General features: G+C 65.1%; 18 protein-coding genes. 8 read left to right on the forward strand and 10 right to left on the reverse strand.

Annotated features, from left to right (window positions below):
* Nucleotides 1–4: 4 nt before the first annotated feature.
* Nucleotides 5–1414 carry an aminotransferase-like domain-containing protein gene (locus ACFO0J_RS12265; protein WP_376813372.1) on the reverse strand — a complete coding sequence of 470 codons (1410 nt, stop codon included), beginning with the start codon at nucleotides 1412–1414 and terminating at the stop codon, nucleotides 5–7.
* A 244-nt stretch (nucleotides 1415–1658) separates the two neighbouring features.
* On the opposite strand from ACFO0J_RS12265, the gene dctP reads away from it, so the two are divergent.
* From dctP to ACFO0J_RS12290, 5 genes are all read left to right on the forward strand, one after another.
* Complete coding sequence (dctP, locus tag ACFO0J_RS12270) at nucleotides 1659–2675, forward strand: TRAP transporter substrate-binding protein DctP (protein ID WP_376813373.1); 1017 nt, start codon at nucleotides 1659–1661, stop codon at nucleotides 2673–2675.
* A 73-nt stretch (nucleotides 2676–2748) separates the two neighbouring features.
* A complete protein-coding gene (locus tag ACFO0J_RS12275; RefSeq protein WP_376813374.1) occupies nucleotides 2749–3312 on the forward strand; it encodes a TRAP transporter small permease in 564 nt (187 codons plus the stop codon).
* Nucleotides 3309–4613, forward strand: coding sequence for a TRAP transporter large permease (locus ACFO0J_RS12280; RefSeq protein ID WP_376813375.1), 1305 nt, complete (start codon nucleotides 3309–3311; stop codon nucleotides 4611–4613). The genes ACFO0J_RS12275 and ACFO0J_RS12280 overlap by 4 nt, the downstream gene beginning before the upstream one ends.
* 27 nt (nucleotides 4614–4640) lie before the next feature.
* Nucleotides 4641–5927: an NAD(P)/FAD-dependent oxidoreductase gene (locus ACFO0J_RS12285; RefSeq protein ID WP_376813376.1), complete on the forward strand. Its 1287-nt coding sequence runs from the start codon at nucleotides 4641–4643 to the stop codon at nucleotides 5925–5927.
* A gap of 12 nt (nucleotides 5928–5939) precedes the next feature.
* On the forward strand, nucleotides 5940–6677 hold the full coding sequence (locus ACFO0J_RS12290) for an aspartate/glutamate racemase family protein (RefSeq protein WP_376813377.1): 738 nt from the start codon (nucleotides 5940–5942) through the stop codon (nucleotides 6675–6677).
* Here the strand turns inward: ACFO0J_RS12290 and thpR are convergent.
* From thpR to ACFO0J_RS12305, 3 genes are read right to left on the reverse strand one after another with little or no spacing between them, the layout of a single operon-like run.
* Nucleotides 6671–7249 (reverse strand): RNA 2',3'-cyclic phosphodiesterase, encoded by a 579-nt coding sequence (gene thpR, locus ACFO0J_RS12295; RefSeq protein ID WP_376813378.1) that lies wholly within the window; start codon nucleotides 7247–7249, stop codon nucleotides 6671–6673. The two genes, ACFO0J_RS12290 and thpR, sit on opposite strands and share 7 nt — an antisense overlap.
* The gene (locus ACFO0J_RS12300; RefSeq protein ID WP_376813379.1) at nucleotides 7246–9090 is read right to left on the reverse strand and encodes a cation:proton antiporter; all 1845 of its coding nucleotides are present in this window, start codon (nucleotides 9088–9090) and stop codon (nucleotides 7246–7248) included. Before ACFO0J_RS12300 ends, thpR begins: the two co-directional genes overlap by 4 nt.
* Nucleotides 9077–10507, reverse strand: coding sequence for a chloride channel protein (locus ACFO0J_RS12305; RefSeq protein ID WP_376813380.1), 1431 nt, complete (start codon nucleotides 10505–10507; stop codon nucleotides 9077–9079). Before ACFO0J_RS12305 ends, ACFO0J_RS12300 begins: the two co-directional genes overlap by 14 nt.
* 152 nt (nucleotides 10508–10659) lie before the next feature.
* Here ACFO0J_RS12305 and ACFO0J_RS12310 point away from each other — a divergent pair, with 152 nt between their 5' ends.
* The 3 genes from ACFO0J_RS12310 to ACFO0J_RS12320 all read left to right on the forward strand — a co-directional run bounded on the left by ACFO0J_RS12310 (nucleotide 10660) and on the right by ACFO0J_RS12320 (nucleotide 14214).
* Nucleotides 10660–11619, forward strand: a complete 960-nt coding sequence (locus ACFO0J_RS12310) for a TAXI family TRAP transporter solute-binding subunit (protein WP_376813381.1) — start codon at nucleotides 10660–10662, stop codon at nucleotides 11617–11619.
* 124 nt (nucleotides 11620–11743) lie between these two features.
* Nucleotides 11744–13768 carry a TRAP transporter permease gene (locus ACFO0J_RS12315; RefSeq protein WP_376813382.1) on the forward strand — a complete coding sequence of 675 codons (2025 nt, stop codon included), beginning with the start codon at nucleotides 11744–11746 and terminating at the stop codon, nucleotides 13766–13768.
* On the forward strand, nucleotides 13768–14214 hold the full coding sequence (locus ACFO0J_RS12320) for a DUF1850 domain-containing protein (RefSeq protein WP_376813383.1): 447 nt from the start codon (nucleotides 13768–13770) through the stop codon (nucleotides 14212–14214). The genes ACFO0J_RS12315 and ACFO0J_RS12320 overlap by 1 nt, the downstream gene beginning before the upstream one ends.
* Here ACFO0J_RS12320 and ACFO0J_RS12325 read toward each other — a convergent pair.
* Genes ACFO0J_RS12325 through ACFO0J_RS12350 form a run of 6 tightly spaced genes read right to left on the reverse strand, consistent with a single transcriptional unit; the run spans nucleotide 14208 to nucleotide 19328 of the window.
* Complete coding sequence (locus ACFO0J_RS12325) at nucleotides 14208–14942, reverse strand: SDR family NAD(P)-dependent oxidoreductase (RefSeq protein WP_376813384.1); 735 nt, start codon at nucleotides 14940–14942, stop codon at nucleotides 14208–14210. The two genes, ACFO0J_RS12320 and ACFO0J_RS12325, sit on opposite strands and share 7 nt — an antisense overlap.
* A complete protein-coding gene (locus ACFO0J_RS12330) occupies nucleotides 14939–15865 on the reverse strand; it encodes an NAD-dependent epimerase/dehydratase family protein (protein ID WP_376813385.1) in 927 nt (308 codons plus the stop codon). Before ACFO0J_RS12330 ends, ACFO0J_RS12325 begins: the two co-directional genes overlap by 4 nt.
* Nucleotides 15865–16572: a hypothetical protein gene (locus tag ACFO0J_RS12335; protein WP_376813386.1), complete on the reverse strand. Its 708-nt coding sequence runs from the start codon at nucleotides 16570–16572 to the stop codon at nucleotides 15865–15867. Before ACFO0J_RS12335 ends, ACFO0J_RS12330 begins: the two co-directional genes overlap by 1 nt.
* A gap of 33 nt (nucleotides 16573–16605) precedes the next feature.
* On the reverse strand, nucleotides 16606–17883 hold the full coding sequence (locus ACFO0J_RS12340; protein ID WP_376813387.1) for a TRAP transporter large permease: 1278 nt from the start codon (nucleotides 17881–17883) through the stop codon (nucleotides 16606–16608).
* 3 nt (nucleotides 17884–17886) lie between these two features.
* Complete coding sequence (locus ACFO0J_RS12345) at nucleotides 17887–18345, reverse strand: TRAP transporter small permease (protein ID WP_376813388.1); 459 nt, start codon at nucleotides 18343–18345, stop codon at nucleotides 17887–17889.
* Nucleotides 18342–19328, reverse strand: a complete 987-nt coding sequence (locus ACFO0J_RS12350) for a TRAP transporter substrate-binding protein (RefSeq protein ID WP_376813389.1) — start codon at nucleotides 19326–19328, stop codon at nucleotides 18342–18344. The genes ACFO0J_RS12345 and ACFO0J_RS12350 overlap by 4 nt, the downstream gene beginning before the upstream one ends.
* Nucleotides 19329–19431: the final 103 nt, after the last annotated feature.

Consider the following 19431-nt stretch of genomic DNA (forward strand, 5'->3'; position numbering starts at 1 on the left):
TTGTTCAGAACGCGCCGGCAGCAAGCGCGTCGCCGGACTTGAGCGTCGCTCGCAAGATGTCCAACGCCTTGTGCAAGGCATCCTGCGATCGCGGTGCGCCCACGTTCAGGCGAACGGCCGGGCAGGCTTCGTCAGCGCCCTCCAGCGTAAAAAGATCACTGCCCAGCACCGCAACCCCCCTGCGCCGAGCGGCCACGACGAAACGGGCCGTCGACCATCGTGCGGGCAATTTCAGCCAAGCATGCGTGGACGTGTGATACGTATTCAGATCAAACTCACCCAACATGCGGGTGAGCAACGCCTGCCGCTGAGCAAGTTCGGCCTTCTGTTGCCGGATGATGTCCCGCGCCAGCCCTGACTCAATCAGATAGGCCGCAATCCACATCCCCAGGGGATTGGCACACCAATTGTTGATACGCAACGCCGTGGCGATGGCTGCTGCCCCATCGGGCGGTGCCACGATGAAGCCCGTCCGCATCCCAGGGGCGATGCTTTTCGAGAAACCGCCGATGTAGTAGGTCTGTGCAGGCGCCAGACTGGCGAGGGACGGACCTGGATCATCGTGCAAGTCACGATAGACGTCGTCTTCAATAATCGGGATCGCGTGCTTTGCAGCGACCCTGACCAGTGCCTGGCGCCGCTCGGCGGACAGCGTGATCGCGGTAGGATTGTGCAGCGTGGGCACGAGTACGATGGCCTTGGGCCGTTCTACCCGGCAAGCCGCATCCAGGCTGTCGGGCATCATCCCTTCGTCATCCATGGCAACACCCACCAAACGGAGATGATGCATGGCACACAAACCGACCACGCCTTGGTAAGTCACCGCGTCGGCCAGGATATAGTCGCCCGGCCGGCACAGGCTGCGCAGGATGGCGTCGAGCGCGTGCTGCGCACCGGACGTCACCAGGATCTGCTCCTCGCGCACATGGCCCAGCCCCTTGGTCGCGCACAGCCAGCCAGCCAAAGCAGACCGCAACCAGCTTGCCCCTTCTGGGGGCTGGTAATCCTGCAAAGTGGCATGGCGGGGGTCTGACGGCAGAAATTTCAGGATGTCCGGCAATACCGTCAAAAACGCATCCGTTGCAGGACGGTTGACCGTCAAGTCCAGCATGTCCGGCTGAGGTGCAGAAGGATAGTCGGTACGCTCCGGCCCAGACACAGGCACAACGACACAAGAGCCTCGCCCCGCCTTGCTGACAATCAATCCCTTGCGACTCAACACACGGAATGCGCGAGTCACAGTCGTCAGATTGAGGCCCAAGCGCTGCGCAAACTCGCGTTGCGCAGGCAAGCGGTCGCCCACTTTGAGCTCACCTGACTGGATTTGCGACTCGATATGTTCCGCCAATGCGGCATAGAGCGGCTGGGCTCCATCTCGCTTCAGCACCAAGCTCGACACCGAGTCCGGCTTCATAAGCGTCTAGCCTCCCTTGTGGGGGTCGTTTCTGGATCTCGTTACCGGTAGGCGGCCAACCGTCCAGCGTGAGTGTGGTTCACAGCATAATGCATGACATTGCCCTAAATGTCATCCTACATGTTTACCCTATACCAGTCAAATAATGACATACATTATCTGTATTGCATGATAGATTAATAACCATGCCTGCCGCGTGAGTTCCGGTCGGCGTTATCCGTGACGGACACAAGGAGGAGATGCCATGTCAGTCTTGAAACACTCATTGAAGGCAGTATTCACGGGGCTCGCACTGGTCGCATTCGCGAGCTCGGCCTGGGCTGCAACAACGTTGCGCCTGTCAACGCTGGACAAACCCGGCTCCGATGGTGAAATCGCGGCTCAAGAGTTGGCAAAGCGAGTCGAAGCCGGCACCGATGGCCGAGTGAAGATCAAGGTCTATCCGGCCAGCCAACTGGGCGATTGGGTCGAGGTCCACGATCAGGTGGTGGGCGGCGCAGTCGATATCGCCATGCAGCCTCTGGCCACCTCGTCGGATCGGCGCTTGGCAATCGGCTGGTTCCCTTACCTGTACACCAGCTACGAAGAAGCTGAAAAGGCCAATATCCGTGGCGGCTTCGTCGATGAAATCGTCAGCCAGGTCACGGCCGATCAAGGGCTGAAGCTGCTGGGGATCTTCGGCGTCGGCATGGGCGGCGCAGGCTTTGCAAAGGACGTCGCCGATCCCGGCAATCCAGATGTGAAGCGCACGCTGAAGGTTCGTGTATGGCCAGGCGGCACCACGCACCGCGTCATGATGGAACGCTTCGGCTACAGCGTCGCCACCGTGCCCTGGGCGGAACTGTTCACCGCCATGCAGACCGGGGTGGTGGACGGGCAGATCGGCGGCACCGCCGAAATGACCTATGACAACCTCAAAGAAGCGACCAAGACCTGGGTCCAGTTCAACGACCACTTTGAAAGCAACTGGATTTTCATGAATGCCAAGCGTTTCCAATCCCTGGATCCTGCAGACCAGAAGGTGCTGGAAGACGTGGGGCAGCAAATCACCAAGGAACGCTTTGCTCAACTCAAGGTACGGGATGCCGAGCAATTGCAGCGCTTGAAGGACTTCGGCGTCAAGGTCGTGGAACTGGATCAGGCTCAACTCGACGCACTGTCCAAGGCCGTGCGCAGCGACGTCTGGCCAAAGATCGCCGATGAGCTGGGTGACGAGGCCTATCAACGCGTCAAGCAGGCGGTGGGTTCAGGCGGCTCCTGAACACCCCCGGCACAGGGCCGGGCCGTAGCCGGGCAGGCGCGGCCCACGAACCAATAGACCAGAGGAAGACGTGATGGAACCCTCCCCCTCAGGTGATCCCCTGTCCGCGATGCGGCTTGCTCGCGACCGGGTGCAGGCGCAGCGCGAACAGCGTGCGGCCCGCCCGGGCCGGCTGATCATGCTGCAACGCTGCGTGATGGTCGCGACCGGGGTCGCCGTAACCACGCTGATGTCCATCCAGATCGTCACGCGATACCTGTTCGGCTTCAGCATCTACGGCATCGAAGAATTGATGAGCTTCATCGCCGTCTGGCTCTATTTCATCGGCAGCGCACACGGCGCCTGGGGCCGGGGCCAGATTTCGGCCAGCCTGCTGGACGTCGCGCTGCCGTTCGGGCAAATGCAACAAGCCTGCCGCACGCTGGCCTGCCTGGTGACAACAGTGCTGTGCGGCTGGATGACCGTGTGGTCGGCGCAATATTTTCTGAACTCGGTGCACCGGCACCTGATGTCCCTGGAGGTCGGCATCCCCATGGCCTGGGTCAATATCTCAATGCCGATTGGCCTGGCGCTGATGACGTTTTACTTCCTGATTGAAACCCTGGAAGAATTCTCGATTTTGCGGGGACGCACATGAGCAGTCTGATCATCATCGACACCCTGGTGCTCATCGCGCTGCTTGTGATGGGCGTCCCGGTGCCCCTGAGCTTTGCCGGTGCCGTGCTGGTGCTGGTCTGTTTCGGCGACCTGGGCAATGCAGCTTTCCTGATCGGCGCGGGCTACGGCAAGGTTTCCTCGGTCATCGTCATCGCGCTGCCCCTCTACATCCTGGCCGGCAACCTGATGAGCCAGGGCGGGATCGCCAACCGGCTGATTGACTTCGCCGACAGCATCTTCGGCAGAATGCGGGGCGGGCTGGGCATCGTCGTGGTCATCACGACCGCCGTGTTCGGCGCCATCTCGGGCATGGCGACCTCGGCGGTCGCAGCGATCGGCACCATCATGATCCCGCGCATGGTCGAGCGAGGCTATGACCGCGCCTACGCCACCACCCTGGTAGCGGCTTCATCCGTCCTGGCCTTGCTGATCCCGCCCAGTGCGTCGATGATTCTGTACGGCTGGGTCACCGGCACCTCAATTGCGGCGTCGTTCCTGGCACCGATCATTCCTGGGCTGCTGCTGATCCTGCTGTTCATCTTCTGGAACCGGGTGTTCGCCAGCCGGATGAGGATCGAGCAGACCCAGGCGCCTGCCGGGATGACGCCGTTCCAGAACGTCCGCGCCAAGGGCCGCCGCGCAAGCTGGGCCCTGCTGATGCCGATGGTCATCCTGGGCTGCATCTACGGCGGTGTCACCACCCCGACCGAGGCGGCGGCCATCGCCGTCGTCTACGCGATCCCGGTCAGTCTGTTCATCTACCGCGACCTGAAACCGAAAGGCTTGTGGCAGGTATTCTGGTACAGCGCCGAGACCACGGGCGTCCTGATGATCCTGGTCTTCTTCGCAGCCATGTTCAGCCGCCTGCTGACCATGGAAAACGTCCCCCAGCAGATCCTGGAAGTCTTTCTGATGGTCAGCGACAACCCCATCGTGCTGCTTCTGCTGGTCAATCTCTTTCTGATCATGATCGGAATGCTGATGGAGGACGTCAGCGGGATCCTGCTGGCGGCGCCGATGCTGCTGCCCGTCATCAAAGAAATCGGCATGGATCCGGTACAGTTCGCGGCCATCATCGCCACCAATCTCGGTATGGGGCTGATCACACCGCCCACGGCACCCATCCTGTATTTCGCGGCACTGGTTGGCAAAGCCCCCTTGGCACCCATGCTGCGTTACATGCTGGTCTTCGTCTTTCTGGCGTACCTGCCCGTCGTGCTGCTGACCACCTACATCCCGGAACTTTCATTATTCCTGCCACGCCTGCTGCTCGGCAGATAACACACGATGCCACACACGACACCACACATGGCCTGGCCGGAACTGACCCCGGCAGGCGCGGATGACAGAAAACGGGTGGTCGTAGCGGGCGCAGGCTTGGTGGGACTGTCCTGTGCCCTCTGGCTGCAGCGCGCCGGTCACGAAGTCTTTCTCGCAGACCGCCACACGCCGGACGAAACCCAGGCGTACCGGCACTCGGCCAGTTACGGCAATGCCTGCACCATCGCCTTCGGCGCCTGCCTGCCCGTCGCCATGCCCGGCATCCTCGGCCAGGTCCCGGGCATGCTGCTGGACCGGGCCAGCCCTCTGTCCATTTTCTGGCGCGATCTACCGCAGCTTGCCCCCTGGCTGATGTCCTTCGTACACGCCAGCCGCAGGGACCAGGTTGACCGGATCGTCACGGTGCTGGGCGCCCTGCTGCGCGCCACGGAACCGGGGCTGGAGCCTCTGATCACAGCCGCCGGCGCCACCGGCTTGTTGCGGCGAACGGGTTGCCTGTACCTGTACCGCAACGAAACAGAATTTCTTCAGGCCCAGACAGGGATCGCCTTGCGTGAACGTGAAGGCGTGCGCATGAGCATCCTGAACGCGGCTGAAATCCAGGCACGCGAGCCACATCTGGCCCCGCTGTATCACAAAGGGCTCGAATTCCTGGACGCCTACAGCATCGATACGCCACGCGCCTATGCACTGGCCCTCTACACCCTGTTTCTACAGCAGGGCGGGCATTTTCTGCGCGGAGAGGTTCAGGGGGCGACACGCACATCTGAGGCGTTGACGGTCCTGTTGGGCGACCGGACACAGCAGGCCGATCGCCTGGTCATCGCCGCAGGTGCCTGGTCGGGCCGTCTGGCGGCCCGAGTGGGTGACCGCGTCCGACTGAACACGGAACGCGGCTACCACGTCCTGTTCCCGCACGCGGGCACGCTGCTGAGCGCACCGACATGCTACCCGGCACACGGCTTCTACATGACGCCCTTGGGCGAAGGGCTGCGGGTGGCTGGCACGGTCGAACTGGGCGGCCTGGATCAGCCCGCCCGCCGCGTCCGGACCGACGTGATCGCCCGCAAGACCCAAACCTTATTGCCGGATGTCGGGGCCGCAACCGATACCTGGCTCGGCTTCAGGCCCTCCATGCCGGACTCCCTGCCGGTGATCGGCCCCTCGCCGACGGACCCGCGCATCATTCACGCCTACGGGCACGGTCACATCGGCCTGACCCTCTCGGGCATCACGGGGCGCATCGTCGCCCACCTGATCAACGGACAGAACACACCCATCGACCTGCACCCCCTCAGGCCCAACCGGTTCTAAAGGAAAAACCAAATGCCGCGCTACATCGTCAGACGACAAGCGGAAAGCTATGGCCATGACATCGGCATCTTGCTGCTGGACTGCCGCACCCCCTTCATCCCCGGGGATGTGGGCAATGCGCGCACCTATGGATTCCCCGTCCTTTACCGGACGATGCCGGGCGTCACTCTGGACCGCCTGATCAACCAGGCGGATCGCTCAATGGAACAGGTGATCGTCGAAAATGCCCGCACATTGGAGCAATCGGGTGTCTGCGCCATCACCAGCGATTGCGGCTACATGATGCATTTCCAGGAAGTTGTCGCCGCCAGCGTGCAAATCCCGGTGATGCTCTCCAGCCTGCTCCAGCTACCGTTCGTCAGCGCCATGCTGGGTCCGGATCAGGCTGTCGGCCTGATCTGCGCCAACCGACAGCGTCTGACGGAGGATCTGCTGGCCCCCTTGCGTGCCTCAATGCGTTGCAACCTGCACATCACCGGCCTGGAACACGCACCGAACTTCCGTGGCCCCATCCTGGACGAAACCGACGTCCTGGACTCCGACGCCATCGAAGGCGAAGTGGTCGCGGCAGCGCTTGATCTGAAGCGCGAGCATCCGGAAATCGAGGCCTGGCTGCTCGAATGCTCCAACCTGCCGCCCTATGCACATGCGGTCCAGGCGGCAACAGGTAAGCCGGTCTTCGACTTCGTCACCATGATCAACTCGGTCCAGGCCGCCGCCCGGCGCCAACCGTTCAACGGATACTACTGATTCCGATCCGGCGCCAGCGCGCATTCGGCCAGGACTTCATAAAAAGACCCATCCGGGCGCGGCGCCGAGGCCGCCAGCACGCAGCGGCGCGGCGTCCAGTCCAGGGGCTCGGGTATCGGCAGCGCATCCAGATCGCCCGGCGCCGCCCGCCGCAACAAGGACACGTGCGGGCGGAAAGGTTCGTCCGGCCGGCCGAACCCCCGGCGCGCCAGCGCCCGCCACAGCCATCCATGCAGCGCATCCAGCCAGGGCGTCGTCGCCGACGGGCCGGCCCAGACGATCTGAGGGCCGCGAAAACGTCCGTAGCGGTCCAGGCGCAGGGTGCCGCCGATCAAGGGGGCTTCGTCCAGCAGGGCCGCCAGTTCCGCCACCCGGTCGTGGGGCACCAGACCCAGGAAAGCCAGGGTCAGGTGCAGGGTGTCGGGCTGCATGACACGCCCGCCGAACGCCGCATGGGCGCACTGCGCCCAGCCGGACAAGGCCTGAACGGTCGCTTCATCCGGCCACAGGGCGAAAAACACGCGGCGGCCGGCGGCCTCGCCCCGGGACGTACGGGTCGGACCGCCCGTCATGATCCCCCCGGCACAGGCGCGGACGCGGCGGACGGCGCGGCCTCGGTCGTCTCATCCTCGTGCAAACCGATGATGATCCAGCCAGCGACGGGCTGCAGTTCCTGGTCCAGCGTGAACGGCTGCGCGTAGCCCTTGGGATTCAGCGCAAAGAGCGGGATCACGGCATGGTCCGGGCGGGCGGCCAGGAACTGCGCGAAATCGAAGCTGTCCGACAGGCGCGTGGCTTTGATCCGGGCGCCGGCCGCCAGCCGGGCGGACAGATTCCAGTAGCCCAGATCGGGGGCGAACAAGGTGCGGCCGCGATAGGCCGCATCCAGCAGATGCTTTTCGGCCTGACCGGCATCCCGCGACCGGGGCAGGCTGAAGACCTTGCGCTTGCCGAACTCGTCGCGGGCGCGCGCCGTGATCACCTGATTGGCCTCATCGCGCGCCCCCAGGGCCAGCAGGCGGCCCAGGCCGGTGGTGTCGAGGTTGCGCTGGGCATGCTCGGAGACCGGATTGCCGTGATAGGTGGGCAGGCCCATCATGCGGGCAAGCGACAGGCTGTACCAGTCGCTGTCGCACAGGCGCACCGGCACGCCCTGCTCGTGCAGCGCCTGGCCGATGGCCCGGGCCACCGGGTTGGCGCCCGCGATCAGGAACCCCACCCGGTCCGGCTCGGCCGCCTTCAGCAGGCGCGCCACGGGCCGCGCGGTCAGGCTCTGCCAGATCACCGTGCCGATGATCAGCAGAAACGTCATCGGCAGCAGCCGGTCGGCGTGGGGCACGTCCATCTTCTCCAACCGCAGGGCGAACAGGGCGGACACCGCCGCCGCCACGATGCCGCGCGGCGCAATCCAGGCCAACAGGCTGCGTTCGCGCCAGTTCAGTCCCGATCCCCAGGTGGAAAACAGCACCTTCAGCGGCCGCCCGACCCACAGCATCACCACCAGCACCGCCAGCGCGGGCCAGCCCAGATCGAACAACTGGCTGGGCGCCACGCGCGCCGCCAGCAGAATGAACAGCGCCGACAGCAGGATCTGACTGAGCGTTTCCTTGAACTCCAGGATGTCGCGCACCGGCACGCCCGGCCGGTTCGCCAGCCAGATGCCCATGACGGTCACGGCCAGCAGGCCGGATTCGTGCTCCAGCGCGTTGGACAGGGCGAAAGCGCCGAACACCAGCGCCAGCACCGACAGATTGATCAGGGAGTCCGGCACCCAGCCGCGCCGCAGCAGCGTGCCCAGCAACCAGCCGGCGGCCACCCCGACGCACAAGCCCACGACCAAGGTGGCGCCGAAGGCCCAGAGGGCATGGCTCCATTCGTGGGTCATGCGCAGGGCCACCATCAGGTCGTAGGACACGACCGCCAGCAGGGCGCCGATCGGATCGATCAGGATGCCTTCCCAGCGCAAGGCATGGGCCACGGGCGCCACGGGGCGCACGGTCTTGAGCAGCGGCGCGATGACGGTCGGCCCGGTCACGGCCGTGATGGCGCCGAACAGGACGGCCAGGTCCCAGGGAAAATCCAGGAAGACATGCACCGCCACGGCCGCCACGGCCCAGGCGATCAGCGTACCGCCCGTCACCAGCCGCCGCACCACCCGCTCCAGTCCGCGCGTCTGGTGGAATTCCAGCGTCAGGCTGCCTTCGAACAGAATCACCGCCACCGACAGGGACACGAGGGGAAACAGCAGATCGCCGAACAGGGCGTCCGGGTCCAGCCAGCCGGCCAACGGCCCCACGGCAATGCCCGCCAGCAGCAGAAACAGAATCGCCGGCACCCGCAGGCGCCAGGCCAGCCACTGGGCCCCCATGGCGGTCAGGCCGATCCCGGCCAGCATCAGTTCAGGACTGGGCATCGTTCCGGTCTCCTCCGTCGGCGGACCGCCCGGCACCCAGCCAGGCCCGCCAGCCTCGCGTCTGCATCTGGCGCCAGCCCTTGAGCAGGCCGTAGGACAGGCGCGTCTTTTCCTGGCCGACCGGGATGTCGGGCCGCACCCGCATCCAGGATGACTTGGCGTATCCCAGGCGCTGGTCCGGATAGACGCTGCGGTGGCCGATGATCAGGTATGCGGCGATGGCCGAACCGGCCGCGTACAGTGTGCCGACCGCGCCGCCGAACAGTTCAACCCCCATCAGGATGGCGGCCAGCGGCGTGTTCGACGCGGCAGCCACCACCGAGACCAATCCCACGGCGGCGCCCAGCGTAGGACTGATGCCGAACAAATGCGCGAAGGCGTTGCCCGCCACGGCGCCGATGACGAACTGCGGCGTGACGATGCCGCCGTAGAACCCCGAGCCCAGCGTCACCGCCACCAGGATCGTCTTCCACAAGAAACCGGCGTAGGGCATGGTCTCGCCCGCCAGCGCCCGGTCCATGAGCGGCAGGCTCAGGCCCAGATAGTCCGTGGGAATGGCGAAGGAAACCAGCAGCGCCAGCACCAACCCCCCCATCAGCGGCATCAGCGGCGGCCATATGGCCCAACGGGCCTGCAGCCGATGGCAGGCGTTGCGCACGGCGTAGATCAGGTCCACGAACACGCGCGCCACCAGCCCGCACAGCATGCCGACCAGGATGGTGCGCAGGAACAACGACTCGGAAAACACCGGCAGCACGTCGACGGCGTAATGCTCGTAGGGAATGCCCAGCGCCTTGCTGACCTGGTACGAAGTCACCCCCGCGATCAGCGCAGGAAACAGGAAATCGTGCCGGATACGGCCGATGATCAGCATTTCCACCCCGTACAGGGCGCCGGCAATGGGTGTGCCGAACACGCTGGCGAAGCCGGCGCTGACACCGCAGGCCACGATGCGCTGGCGCAGATCGGCGTTCAGGCGGAACACCTGACCGATCACGGCGCCCAGGGACGCCCCCAGATGCGAGCAAGGGCCTTCCTTGCCGGCCGAACCGCCGCTGGCCAGGGTGATGACGGCCGCCACCGGCTTGATCCACAGGGTACGCCAGGGCATGCGGCCGCCCTGCTCGTGCACGGCGGCGAAAATGGAATCCTTCAGGCCCGACGCCTCCAGGCGACGGCGCGCATAGCCCATCAGCAGGCCGTTTGCCAGGCCCGCCAGGGGCAGCAGGAGCCAATAGATCCAAAGGGGTACGGACTGGGTGCGGCCGGTCGAGAAGAACAGCACATGCAGGAACAGGCTGGTGCCGGCACCGACCACCAGCCCGGTCAGGGAGGCCAGGATCAGCCATTGCAGCACCGTCGCCAGCATCACGGCGGGTTCCAGCAGATCGATACGGGGTGCGGAAGGCAGTTTCATGGGACGGGCGGCGGACGCGTCCGGTGCAGGCCTGATCCAGGGCAGTATAGCAATCCCCTCTTTTTTCTAGGGTGATTACGGAGTGGTGCGACGGGCGACCCTTGGTACCATGCAGGTTCTCATCCCCATCGCAACAGAAGAGGAACCCAACCATGTCCATCAACAAATGGCTGGCCGCGTGCGCGGTCGCGGTCACCACCGCCATCGCCGCCGCTCCCGCGCAAGCGGACACCAAGTTCATCAATATCCTGACCGGTGGCCAAAGCGGCGTCTACTACCCGCTGGGCGTGGCGCTGTCCCAGATCTACAACAAGCACATTCCCGACGCCAAATCCACCGCCCAGGTCACCAAGGCATCGGCCGAGAACATGAACCTGCTGCAGAGCGGGCGCGGCGAGCTGGCCTTCGCGCTGGCCGACACCGTGGCCGACGCCTACACCGGCAACGCCGAAGCAGGCTTCAAGGCCCCGCTCGACAAGCTGCGCGGCATGACCGGCACTTACAACAACTACATCCAGATCGTCGCCAACGGCGATGCCGGCATCAAGACCCTGGCCGACCTCAAGGGCAAGCGCATCTCCGTGGGCGCCGCCCGTTCCGGCACGGAACTGAACGCCCGCGCCGTCCTCAAGGCCGCCGGCCTGACCTATGCAGACTTCGACAAGGTCGAATACCTGCCCTTCGGTGAATCCGTCGAACTGATGAAGAACCGCCAACTGGACGTGACCCTGCAGTCCGCCGGCCTGGGCGTGTCCTCCATCCGCGACCTGGCGACCTCGGTCAAGATCGTGGTCGTGCCCATCCCGGCCGACGTCATCGCCAAGATCGGCAACGAAGCCTACCAGGCGGCCACCATCCCCGCCGGCACCTACGAGGGCCAGACGGCCGACACGCCCACGGCGGCGGTGCCGAACTTCCTGGTGACCGCGTCGACGGTGCCCGACGATCTGGTCTATCAAATGACCAAGGTCTTCTACGAACAGCTCGACACCCTGAAATCCGCGCACAACGCCGCCAAGGCCATCCAGCTCGACAACGCCCTGAAGGGCATGCCGGTGCCCCTGCACCCGGGCGCCGAGCGTTACTACAAGGAAGTCGGCCTGATCAAATAATGATCCGGTTCGTTCGGACACCGCCCCACCGCCGGGCGGGTCCTTCGGGGGCCTCGCGCCCCATGCCCTCCGGGCGGTTCGGACCTGCGTCTGAACCGCCTTTTCAGTTCTCAGGTTCCTGCTTATGAGCTCCCCCCACGACATTGCGGCCCAACCCCTGCCGCGCAGCATCTTCTGGATCGCCGTCGTCTTTTCATGCTTCCAGATCTGGACTGCGGCCTACAGCCCTCTGTCCAGCCAGGTGGTCCGCTGCATCCACGTCGGCTTCGTGCTGCTGATGGTCTTTTCCCTGTATTCCAGCGGCGGCCGCGCCAACCGGACGCTCGGCTGGGTCCTGGGCATCCTGGGCTTCGTCCTCAGCCTGTACCACTGGGTCTATGAATCCGACCTGACGGCGCGCGCCGGCCAGATGACCGACGCCGACATGGTCGTGGGCATCCTGACCGTGGTGCTGGTGTTCGAGGCCACCCGCCGCATGATGGGCTGGGCGCTGCCCATCATCTGCGGCCTGTTCCTGGCCTACGGCCTGTTCGGCCAGTACATTCCCGGCCCCTTCATGCACCGGGGCTACGGCTTTGACCAGATCGTCAGCACCCTGGGCTTCGGGGTCGAAGGCATCTACGGCACGCCGACCTACGTATCGTCCACCTATATCTACCTGTTCATCCTGTTCGGCGCCTTCCTGGAACAGGCGGGCATGATCCAGTTGTTCAGCGATTTTTCCATGGGCATGGTCGGCCACACGCGCGGCGGCCCGGCCAAGGTCTCCGTGGTCAGTTCCGGCCTGATGGGCACCATCAACGGCTCGGGCGTGGCCAACGTCGTCACCACCGGCCAGTTCACCATCCCGCTGATGAAGCGCTTCGGTTATTCCTCCGCCTTCGCCGGCGGGGTCGAGGCCACCTCCAGCATGGGCGGGCAGATCATGCCGCCGGTGATGGGGGCGGTGGCCTTCATCATGGCCGAAACGCTGAACATCCCCTACGTGGAAGTCGTCAAGGCCGCCCTCATCCCGGCCGTCCTGTACTTCACCACCGCCTTCATCTCCGTCCACCTGGAAGCCGGCCGCCGCGGCCTGCACGGCCTGGACAAGAAGGACTGCCCCGACCCCTGGAAAGCCGTCCGTGAACGCTGGTACCTGCTGCTGCCCCTGATCGGCCTGGTGGCGCTGCTGTTCTCCGGCTACACGCCGCTGTTTTCCGGCACCATCGGCCTGGGGCTGACGGTGATCCTGATCTTCGGCGCCGCCGTCATCCAGGGCGCCTCGCAGCCCGTGCTGCGCTACGTCTTCTGGCTGTTGCTGGGCATCGCCTGCGCAGGCTTCGTCCAGTTCGGCGTCACGGACTTCTTCGTCATTGTCGCCGTGCTGGGCCTGGCGCTGATGGTCCGCAAGCACGGCCGCGACACCCTGCGGCTGGCCCTCAATTCCCTGGCCGAGGGCGCGCGCAACGCCCTGTCGGTCGCGGCGGCCTGCGCGCTGGTGGGGGTCATCATCGGCATCATCAACCTGACCGGCGTGGCGGCCGAGTTCGGCGGCCAGGTCATCGCCATCGGCGAGAACAATCTGTTCCTGGCGCTGTTCCTGACCATGATCACCTGCCTGGTGCTGGGCATGGGCATCCCGACGATCCCGAACTACATCATCACCAGCTCGCTGGCCGCACCCATCCTGTTGAAGCTGGGCGTGCCGCTGATCGTCTCGCACATGTTCGTGTTCTATTTCGGCATCATGGCCGACCTGACCCCGCCGGTGGCGCTGGCGGCCTTCGCCGCCGCGCCCATCGCCCGGGAAAACGGCCTGAAGATCAGCATCCAGGCGCTGCGCGTGGCCGTGGCGGGCTTCGTCATCCCCTACATGGCCGTCTATTCGCCGGCCCTGATGCTGCAAGGCGGCGATGCGCTGGACGTGGTCTACATCGTCTTCAAGGCCCTGGTCGCCATCACGCTGTGGGCGGCCGGCGTCACCGGCTTCCTGCTGACGCCGATCGGCTGGTTCGCACGGCTCTACGTCATCGCCGCAGCTCTGCTGCTGGTGGCGGCGCTTCCGCTGACCGATGAGGTCGGCTTCGCGGCCACGGCGCTGTTCCTGGCCTGGCACGTGGTGCACGCACGCCGCGCACGCGCGGCCGCTACGACGACAGCGGCCTGATGGTGCTGGGCGCACTGGGGGTCTGCCTGACCCTGGCGGCGGCGCCCGGCGTGCCGCCGCGCTTCGTCCCGGTCCGAGCCTTCACGCTGGCCTGGACCCATTCGATCGAAAAGATCCGCTGGGAAGAGGACTACACCGTCCAGGCCGATCCGGACGGCCGCCCGCGCCTGGTCCCCGGGCAGGCGCGCATCCGGGGTTCGGGCGCGGGCATGGAGCCGCCGCCGGACGCCGTGCTGCGCCACGACGGCTGGTACGTCTACCAGCCGCATACCCGCCCGCTGGACGAACTGCGGCTGACACGCTCGCCCTACGTGGCCGACTACGACTGGTGCACGGACGGGCGCTGCGAACCCCTGCGGGCCGTCATGCCGACCGATGGGGATGTGACGCTGCTGCGGCCTTGCTCGGGGCCGCAGCCATCCGCACACAGCGGACCGGTTCAGTAGGTCGCCCGACCGCCTGAGGCATCAAAGGTGAAGCCCGTCGTGAAGGAGCACTCCGGGCTGGCCGCAAATGCCGCCACGGCCGCCAGTTCCGAAATCTGCAGCAGACGGCCCATCGGAATCTTGGCCTTGCTGCGCTCGATATGCTCCGGCGTCATCTGCCTGAGCAGATCTGTTTCGACCATGACCGGCGCCAGGCAGTTGACCAGAATACCGGTGTCGATCAGCTCACGAGCCAGCGATTTGGTCAGGCCGATCACCCCGGCCTTGGACGCCGCATAGGCGGCGATCCCCGGCACGCCTTCCTTGCCCGCGATCGAAGCCACGTTGACAATGCGCCCATAGCCGCGCGCCCGCATGGCGGGCACGGCCGCGCGGCAGCACAGAAAGACGCCGTCCAGGTTCACCCGCAGCACCCGCTGCCACTCCTGGAAGGCATAGTCCTCCACATCGGCGACCCGGCCGTTGATCCCGGCATTGTTGACCAGGATGTCGAGCCGACCCAGCCCGTCAAGGACGCGCCGCATCCCCGCGGCCACGGAGTCCTCGTCGGTCACGTCCACCTGATCGAGCCCGGCGGGCGAAAACCCGGCAGCCTCGGCGTCGAACCCCTCGCGGTCCACGTCCCAGAGCACCACCCGCGCGCCCTCCTGGGCAAGCCGCTGGGCGATGCCCAGGCCCACACCCCGCGCGCCGCCCGTGACGATGGCGACCTGACCGTCCAGTCTCATTCCGCGCCTCCCCATCCGGCGGTCACCGACACGGCCTGCCGATAATCCTCGATGGTGCCCGCAATGCCCTCATGCAGGCCGCGCGCCGACCAACCCGGCAACAGAGCGCCCGCCCCCTGAAGGCCATCGGGCAGCCGAATCGGCAAGGGCGGTCCCTCGGCACGCACGACGGCGTCGGGTACGGCCTCGCGGAGAGCCTCGATGACCTCTTCGGCCTGCACTCTCTGGCCCAGCAGATCGACATGATGCGCCTGCGTCAACGGGGCCTCCAGGGCGGCTTCGAAAGCCGCGGCGACATCATCGACATGGATGATGTCGAACACGCCGGTAAAAGGAATCACGTAGGGCTGTCCACGCGCCGCCGCACGGCAGGCCAGGCTGGGCCCGGCTGACAGGCCGTCTTCACGGCCCAGTCCGTACACCACGTAGGGCCGGAAGCCGACGCTCAACATCTGATCGTCTTCCCAGAACGCTGCGGCGCTGCGCTCCGCAGCCAGCTTGAACGCCCCGTAGTGCGTCGTGGGAGACGGCGCCTGCCCGCCATCGGGACCAAAAACACCGGCGCTGCTCATGTACAGGACCCGCTCGATGCCTTCGGCGCGAGCAGCCAGGAACACATTCAGCAGACCGATCAGATTGACCTTGGCGCCCAGCACCGGATCGGCGCGGCAGCCAGGGGTCAGCATCCCCGCCAGATGAATCAGAACGTCGCAACCCCGAGCAGCCGCGTGCACAGCCTCAGTATCCGCCACATCGGCCGCCACCCATTCGAAGCGATCCGCAACGGCCGCGCCGCAGACCAGGTCAATGATCTTGCGCTGGATGCGCAGATCGAAGATACGCACATTCACACCCTTGGCCGCCAGGCGCTTGGCGATCCAGGCGCCGATAAAGCCGCACCCTCCCGTCAGCAAGACCCGCATCAGGCAGCCCCCGACAGCGCGTCTGCATCCGACAACACATGCTGCGTGCGATACAAGGTCGCGACCGCGCTGTTGCGCTGGGCATCGGGCAGCGCCGTCAGGACTGCGGTCAGCGCCTCCTGGGTACAGTCCCGATCCAGGCCGTCGATCAGCAAGGCCAATGCCACGGTACGATCCGGCTCGCCACCGCTTTCACGGAATACTTTCTCCGCAGTCGGCTGCTGCCCAAGGCTTGCACTGCCGCGCAACACGTGCGCCCCCAGGATGCCGGGCGCTTCCGCCGCCTCATGCATCCTCGAGACCAGCCAGTCCTCATCGGGCGAGGCAGCCGCATCCCGGCCGAACTGCACGGTCGCCAGCCATCCGCCCGTCCCCCGGCCAGTGCTGGCCAGCACCTCGCACACCGTGCGCGACGGAGCGATATACACCGACAGGATGCGCCGCGTCCAGGGCGTCGGGTCATTGAGCCGGGCCAGATAGGGCGCGGAGACGAAGATCTGCGGCTCGTCGGCCTCGTACATCATGAAATAGCGCAATGACGCCGGCGTCCCGTCGACCGCCTGACAGCGCCGGCCGCGCCGGAAACCAGGCACGGACAACCGCTCGGGCATGTGCTCCAGACTGTGCCAGGCGTTGTAATCCACCTCGGAGGCGGCTTGCACACCTCCCCAATTGACCAAGACACCGCGACCCAGCAAGCCGGACATGGCATGTACTCCTTCGAAGATTCGACGACGTGTTCAATAGAACAGAGAGGGCAGGAACAGGCTGATCTGCGGCAGATAGGTCACCAGCAGCAGCGTGATCAGATTCACGACCAGGAAAGGCAGCGAGGCGCGCGCCAGCGCGAGGAGATCCACCTTGGCGATCACCGCCCCCAGATACAGGCAGTTGCCCACGGGCGGCGTCACCAGGCCGATCCCCAGGTTCATCACCATGATCACGCCGAACTGGATGGGATCCACGCCGACGGCCTGCACTACGGGCAGCAGGATGGGGGCGAACAGGATCAGGGCCGGGACCAGATCCATCACCATGCCGACGAACAACAGAAAGACGTTGATCGTCAGCAACACCATGATCTTGCCGAACTCCATGTCCTGGAAGAACCCGACCAGTTCCTGGGGAAACTGCTCGACGGCCACAATCCAGGCGGCGACCGAGGTGGCCGACAGCACGAAGACGGGAATCGCCGTATTGATGGCCGAATCCACGAAGATCCGGAAGAAGTCCCTGAGGGGATAGTCCTTGTAGACGAACCCGCCCAGGATGAAGGCGTAGACCACGCCGATCACGCCCGCCTCGGTCGCCGTGGTCAACCCGGTGATGATGGCGCCCAGCAGAAAGACCGGCAGCAGCAGTGACAGGATCGCCTCGCGGAATGCCTTCCACAATTCCGGCAGCGGCGCACGCTGGGCGCGCTGGGGCCAGCCTTTTTTCCTGGACATGGCATAGACCGCCCCCATCAGCATGACCCCGGTCAGCACCCCTGGCACCAGCCCCGCCAGGAACAGCGCGCCGATGGACGAGCTGACCGTCACGCCATAAAGCACCATGGGAATGCTCGGCGGGATCAAGATGCCGATCGGCGACGAGCAGATCGTGATCGCCCCCGCGTCACGGCGCGAATAGCCTTGCTTCTCCATCGCCGGGATCATCAGGCTGCCGATGGCCGCCGTATCGGCCACCGCCGAACCCGAAATGCCACCGAAGAAAATCGACGAGGCCACATTGACGTGCCCCAATCCGCCACGGACGTGCCCCAGCAGCGCATCGGCAAAACGGACCAGCCGCCCTGCGATGCTGGTCTCGCCCGCCAGTGCGCCGGCGAGGATGAACAACGGCACCGCCACGAGCGGAAAGGAGTTGACCGCATTGACCATCTTGTGGGGCACGATCTCCAACGGAAAGGAACCATCCAGGAAGATCGCGACCACTGTCGCAAAGCCCATGCCGAAGGCGATGGGCACGCCGATCACCAGCGTGATCAGAAATACGAGCGCAAGAGTGAGTATCATGATTCAGTCCCGGAGCCGGCGCACCGAGGCGCGCAACTGCCCCAGAGCGCTGATGATCATGAAGGCCGAGCACAACGGCAGGCAGGCGTAGAGATAGCCCTTGGGCATCTTCAAGGCATCCGAGAGGCTGTGCATCGTGTCCTCGACCACGACCGCACCGCTATAGGCCAGCACCGCGAGCAGCGCCAGCACCACCAGAATCACCACGCACTCGAGCAGCGCCTTCCGGCGCCCGCCCATGGCGTCGCCCAGCAACGTAAAGGCGATGTGTCCCCGCTCGTGAAAAGCCACCACGCTGCCGAGCATGACGATCCAGACCATCAGGAAGTTCGGCACCTCGGTCGCCCAATACAGGGATTCCCGCAACGCATAGCGGTAGAAAATCCCCAATGCGACCACACCGACCAGCATCACCATCAGCAGGCCCACGAGCACCCGCAAGGCCCGGCATAGCGTCGTCATGGCTTGCCTGCATCGACCACGGCCTGGATCAGCGCCGCCCCGATCACGTCGCCGTACTGGGCATAGGTCTTTTGAGCGCCTTCACGGAACGAATCCCGATCGACGTCATCGACGATCGTCATGCCCTTATCGCGAAGCTGGCTGATGAGGCCCGCATTGGACTCGCGCGACAGGCGGACCTGGGCGTCGCGGCTGACCGTCGCCGCCTGCATGACCGCCGTCTGCAGATCCCCGGGCAGTTTTTCCCAGAACCGGCGCGACACGACGAACTCGCAAGGAATGCTGGCGTGGTGCGTCAGGTTCATGTATTTCTGCACCTCGTAGAATTTCGAGGTGTAGATGATTTCGGGCGGATTTTCCTGTGCGTTGATCACCCCCTGCTGCAAGGCCGAATAGACCTCGGAGAAATCCATGGGCGTGGGATTGGCCCCCCATTGCTTGAAGGCATACAGCCAGGGCGCCACATTGGGAACCCGGATGTCGATGCCCGCCAGGTCGGACGCCTTGCGCAGCGGCTTGTCGCGCGTCGTGATGTCACGGAAACCGAGTTCGCCCCAGCCCAGGACCTTGTAGCCCTTGTCATACATGATCTGGTCGAGCTGCTGGTTCAGCGCCGAACCCGAACGCATGACCGCGTCCTTGTGGGCCTCGTCGCGGAAGATCATGGGCAGGTTCAACACATCCAGCCGGGGATCGATCTGGCCATGGCGGCCCACCACCGCGCCGTCCAGGGTGCCGAGCTTCATGCCTTCGAGATATTCGGTTTCCGTGCCGAGCTGCGCGCTGGGAAACGCCTTGACCTCGATCCGCCCGGGGGCCAGTTTGTCGAGTTCCGTCCGGAAGCCCTCGACCCATTTTTGATAACTGTGGCTCTCGGGCATGGCATGCGCCACCCGGAGGACGATGGCCTTGGCCGCGAAGGCGCTCGTCGAGGCCAGGCCCGCAACGCACGCGAGGGCCAGCCCTGCAATTCGCACTCTCATGTCTACTCCTGTTCCGTTCTTGTCACCCCCCGCTGTGGAGGCCTGTGGGCTAGATTATTAGCTGAGGTACTGTATGTCAATTGCTATTTTTACGGAACTTGGT

The sequence above is a fragment of the Castellaniella hirudinis genome (assembly GCF_042651965.1).
GTDB lineage: Bacteria > Pseudomonadota > Gammaproteobacteria > Burkholderiales > Burkholderiaceae_B > Castellaniella > Castellaniella hirudinis.

Coding starts and splice junctions, on each gene's coding strand:
- ACFO0J_RS12265 (WP_376813372.1), bottom strand. CDS start 1,414: ATGAAGCCGGACTCGGTGTCGAGCTTGGTGCTGAAGCGAGATGGAGCC.
- dctP (WP_376813373.1), top strand. CDS start 1,659: ATGTCAGTCTTGAAACACTCATTGAAGGCAGTATTCACGGGGCTCGCA.
- ACFO0J_RS12275 (WP_376813374.1), top strand. CDS start 2,749: ATGGAACCCTCCCCCTCAGGTGATCCCCTGTCCGCGATGCGGCTTGCT.
- ACFO0J_RS12280 (WP_376813375.1), top strand. CDS start 3,309: ATGAGCAGTCTGATCATCATCGACACCCTGGTGCTCATCGCGCTGCTT.
- ACFO0J_RS12285 (WP_376813376.1), top strand. CDS start 4,641: ATGGCCTGGCCGGAACTGACCCCGGCAGGCGCGGATGACAGAAAACGG.
- ACFO0J_RS12290 (WP_376813377.1), top strand. CDS start 5,940: ATGCCGCGCTACATCGTCAGACGACAAGCGGAAAGCTATGGCCATGAC.
- thpR (WP_376813378.1), bottom strand. CDS start 7,249: ATGACGGGCGGTCCGACCCGTACGTCCCGGGGCGAGGCCGCCGGCCGC.
- ACFO0J_RS12300 (WP_376813379.1), bottom strand. CDS start 9,090: ATGCCCAGTCCTGAACTGATGCTGGCCGGGATCGGCCTGACCGCCATG.
- ACFO0J_RS12305 (WP_376813380.1), bottom strand. CDS start 10,507: ATGAAACTGCCTTCCGCACCCCGTATCGATCTGCTGGAACCCGCCGTG.
- ACFO0J_RS12310 (WP_376813381.1), top strand. CDS start 10,660: ATGTCCATCAACAAATGGCTGGCCGCGTGCGCGGTCGCGGTCACCACC.
- ACFO0J_RS12315 (WP_376813382.1), top strand. CDS start 11,744: ATGAGCTCCCCCCACGACATTGCGGCCCAACCCCTGCCGCGCAGCATC.
- ACFO0J_RS12320 (WP_376813383.1), top strand. CDS start 13,768: ATGGTGCTGGGCGCACTGGGGGTCTGCCTGACCCTGGCGGCGGCGCCC.
- ACFO0J_RS12325 (WP_376813384.1), bottom strand. CDS start 14,942: ATGAGACTGGACGGTCAGGTCGCCATCGTCACGGGCGGCGCGCGGGGT.
- ACFO0J_RS12330 (WP_376813385.1), bottom strand. CDS start 15,865: ATGCGGGTCTTGCTGACGGGAGGGTGCGGCTTTATCGGCGCCTGGATC.
- ACFO0J_RS12335 (WP_376813386.1), bottom strand. CDS start 16,572: ATGTCCGGCTTGCTGGGTCGCGGTGTCTTGGTCAATTGGGGAGGTGTG.
- ACFO0J_RS12340 (WP_376813387.1), bottom strand. CDS start 17,883: ATGATACTCACTCTTGCGCTCGTATTTCTGATCACGCTGGTGATCGGC.
- ACFO0J_RS12345 (WP_376813388.1), bottom strand. CDS start 18,345: ATGACGACGCTATGCCGGGCCTTGCGGGTGCTCGTGGGCCTGCTGATG.
- ACFO0J_RS12350 (WP_376813389.1), bottom strand. CDS start 19,328: ATGAGAGTGCGAATTGCAGGGCTGGCCCTCGCGTGCGTTGCGGGCCTG.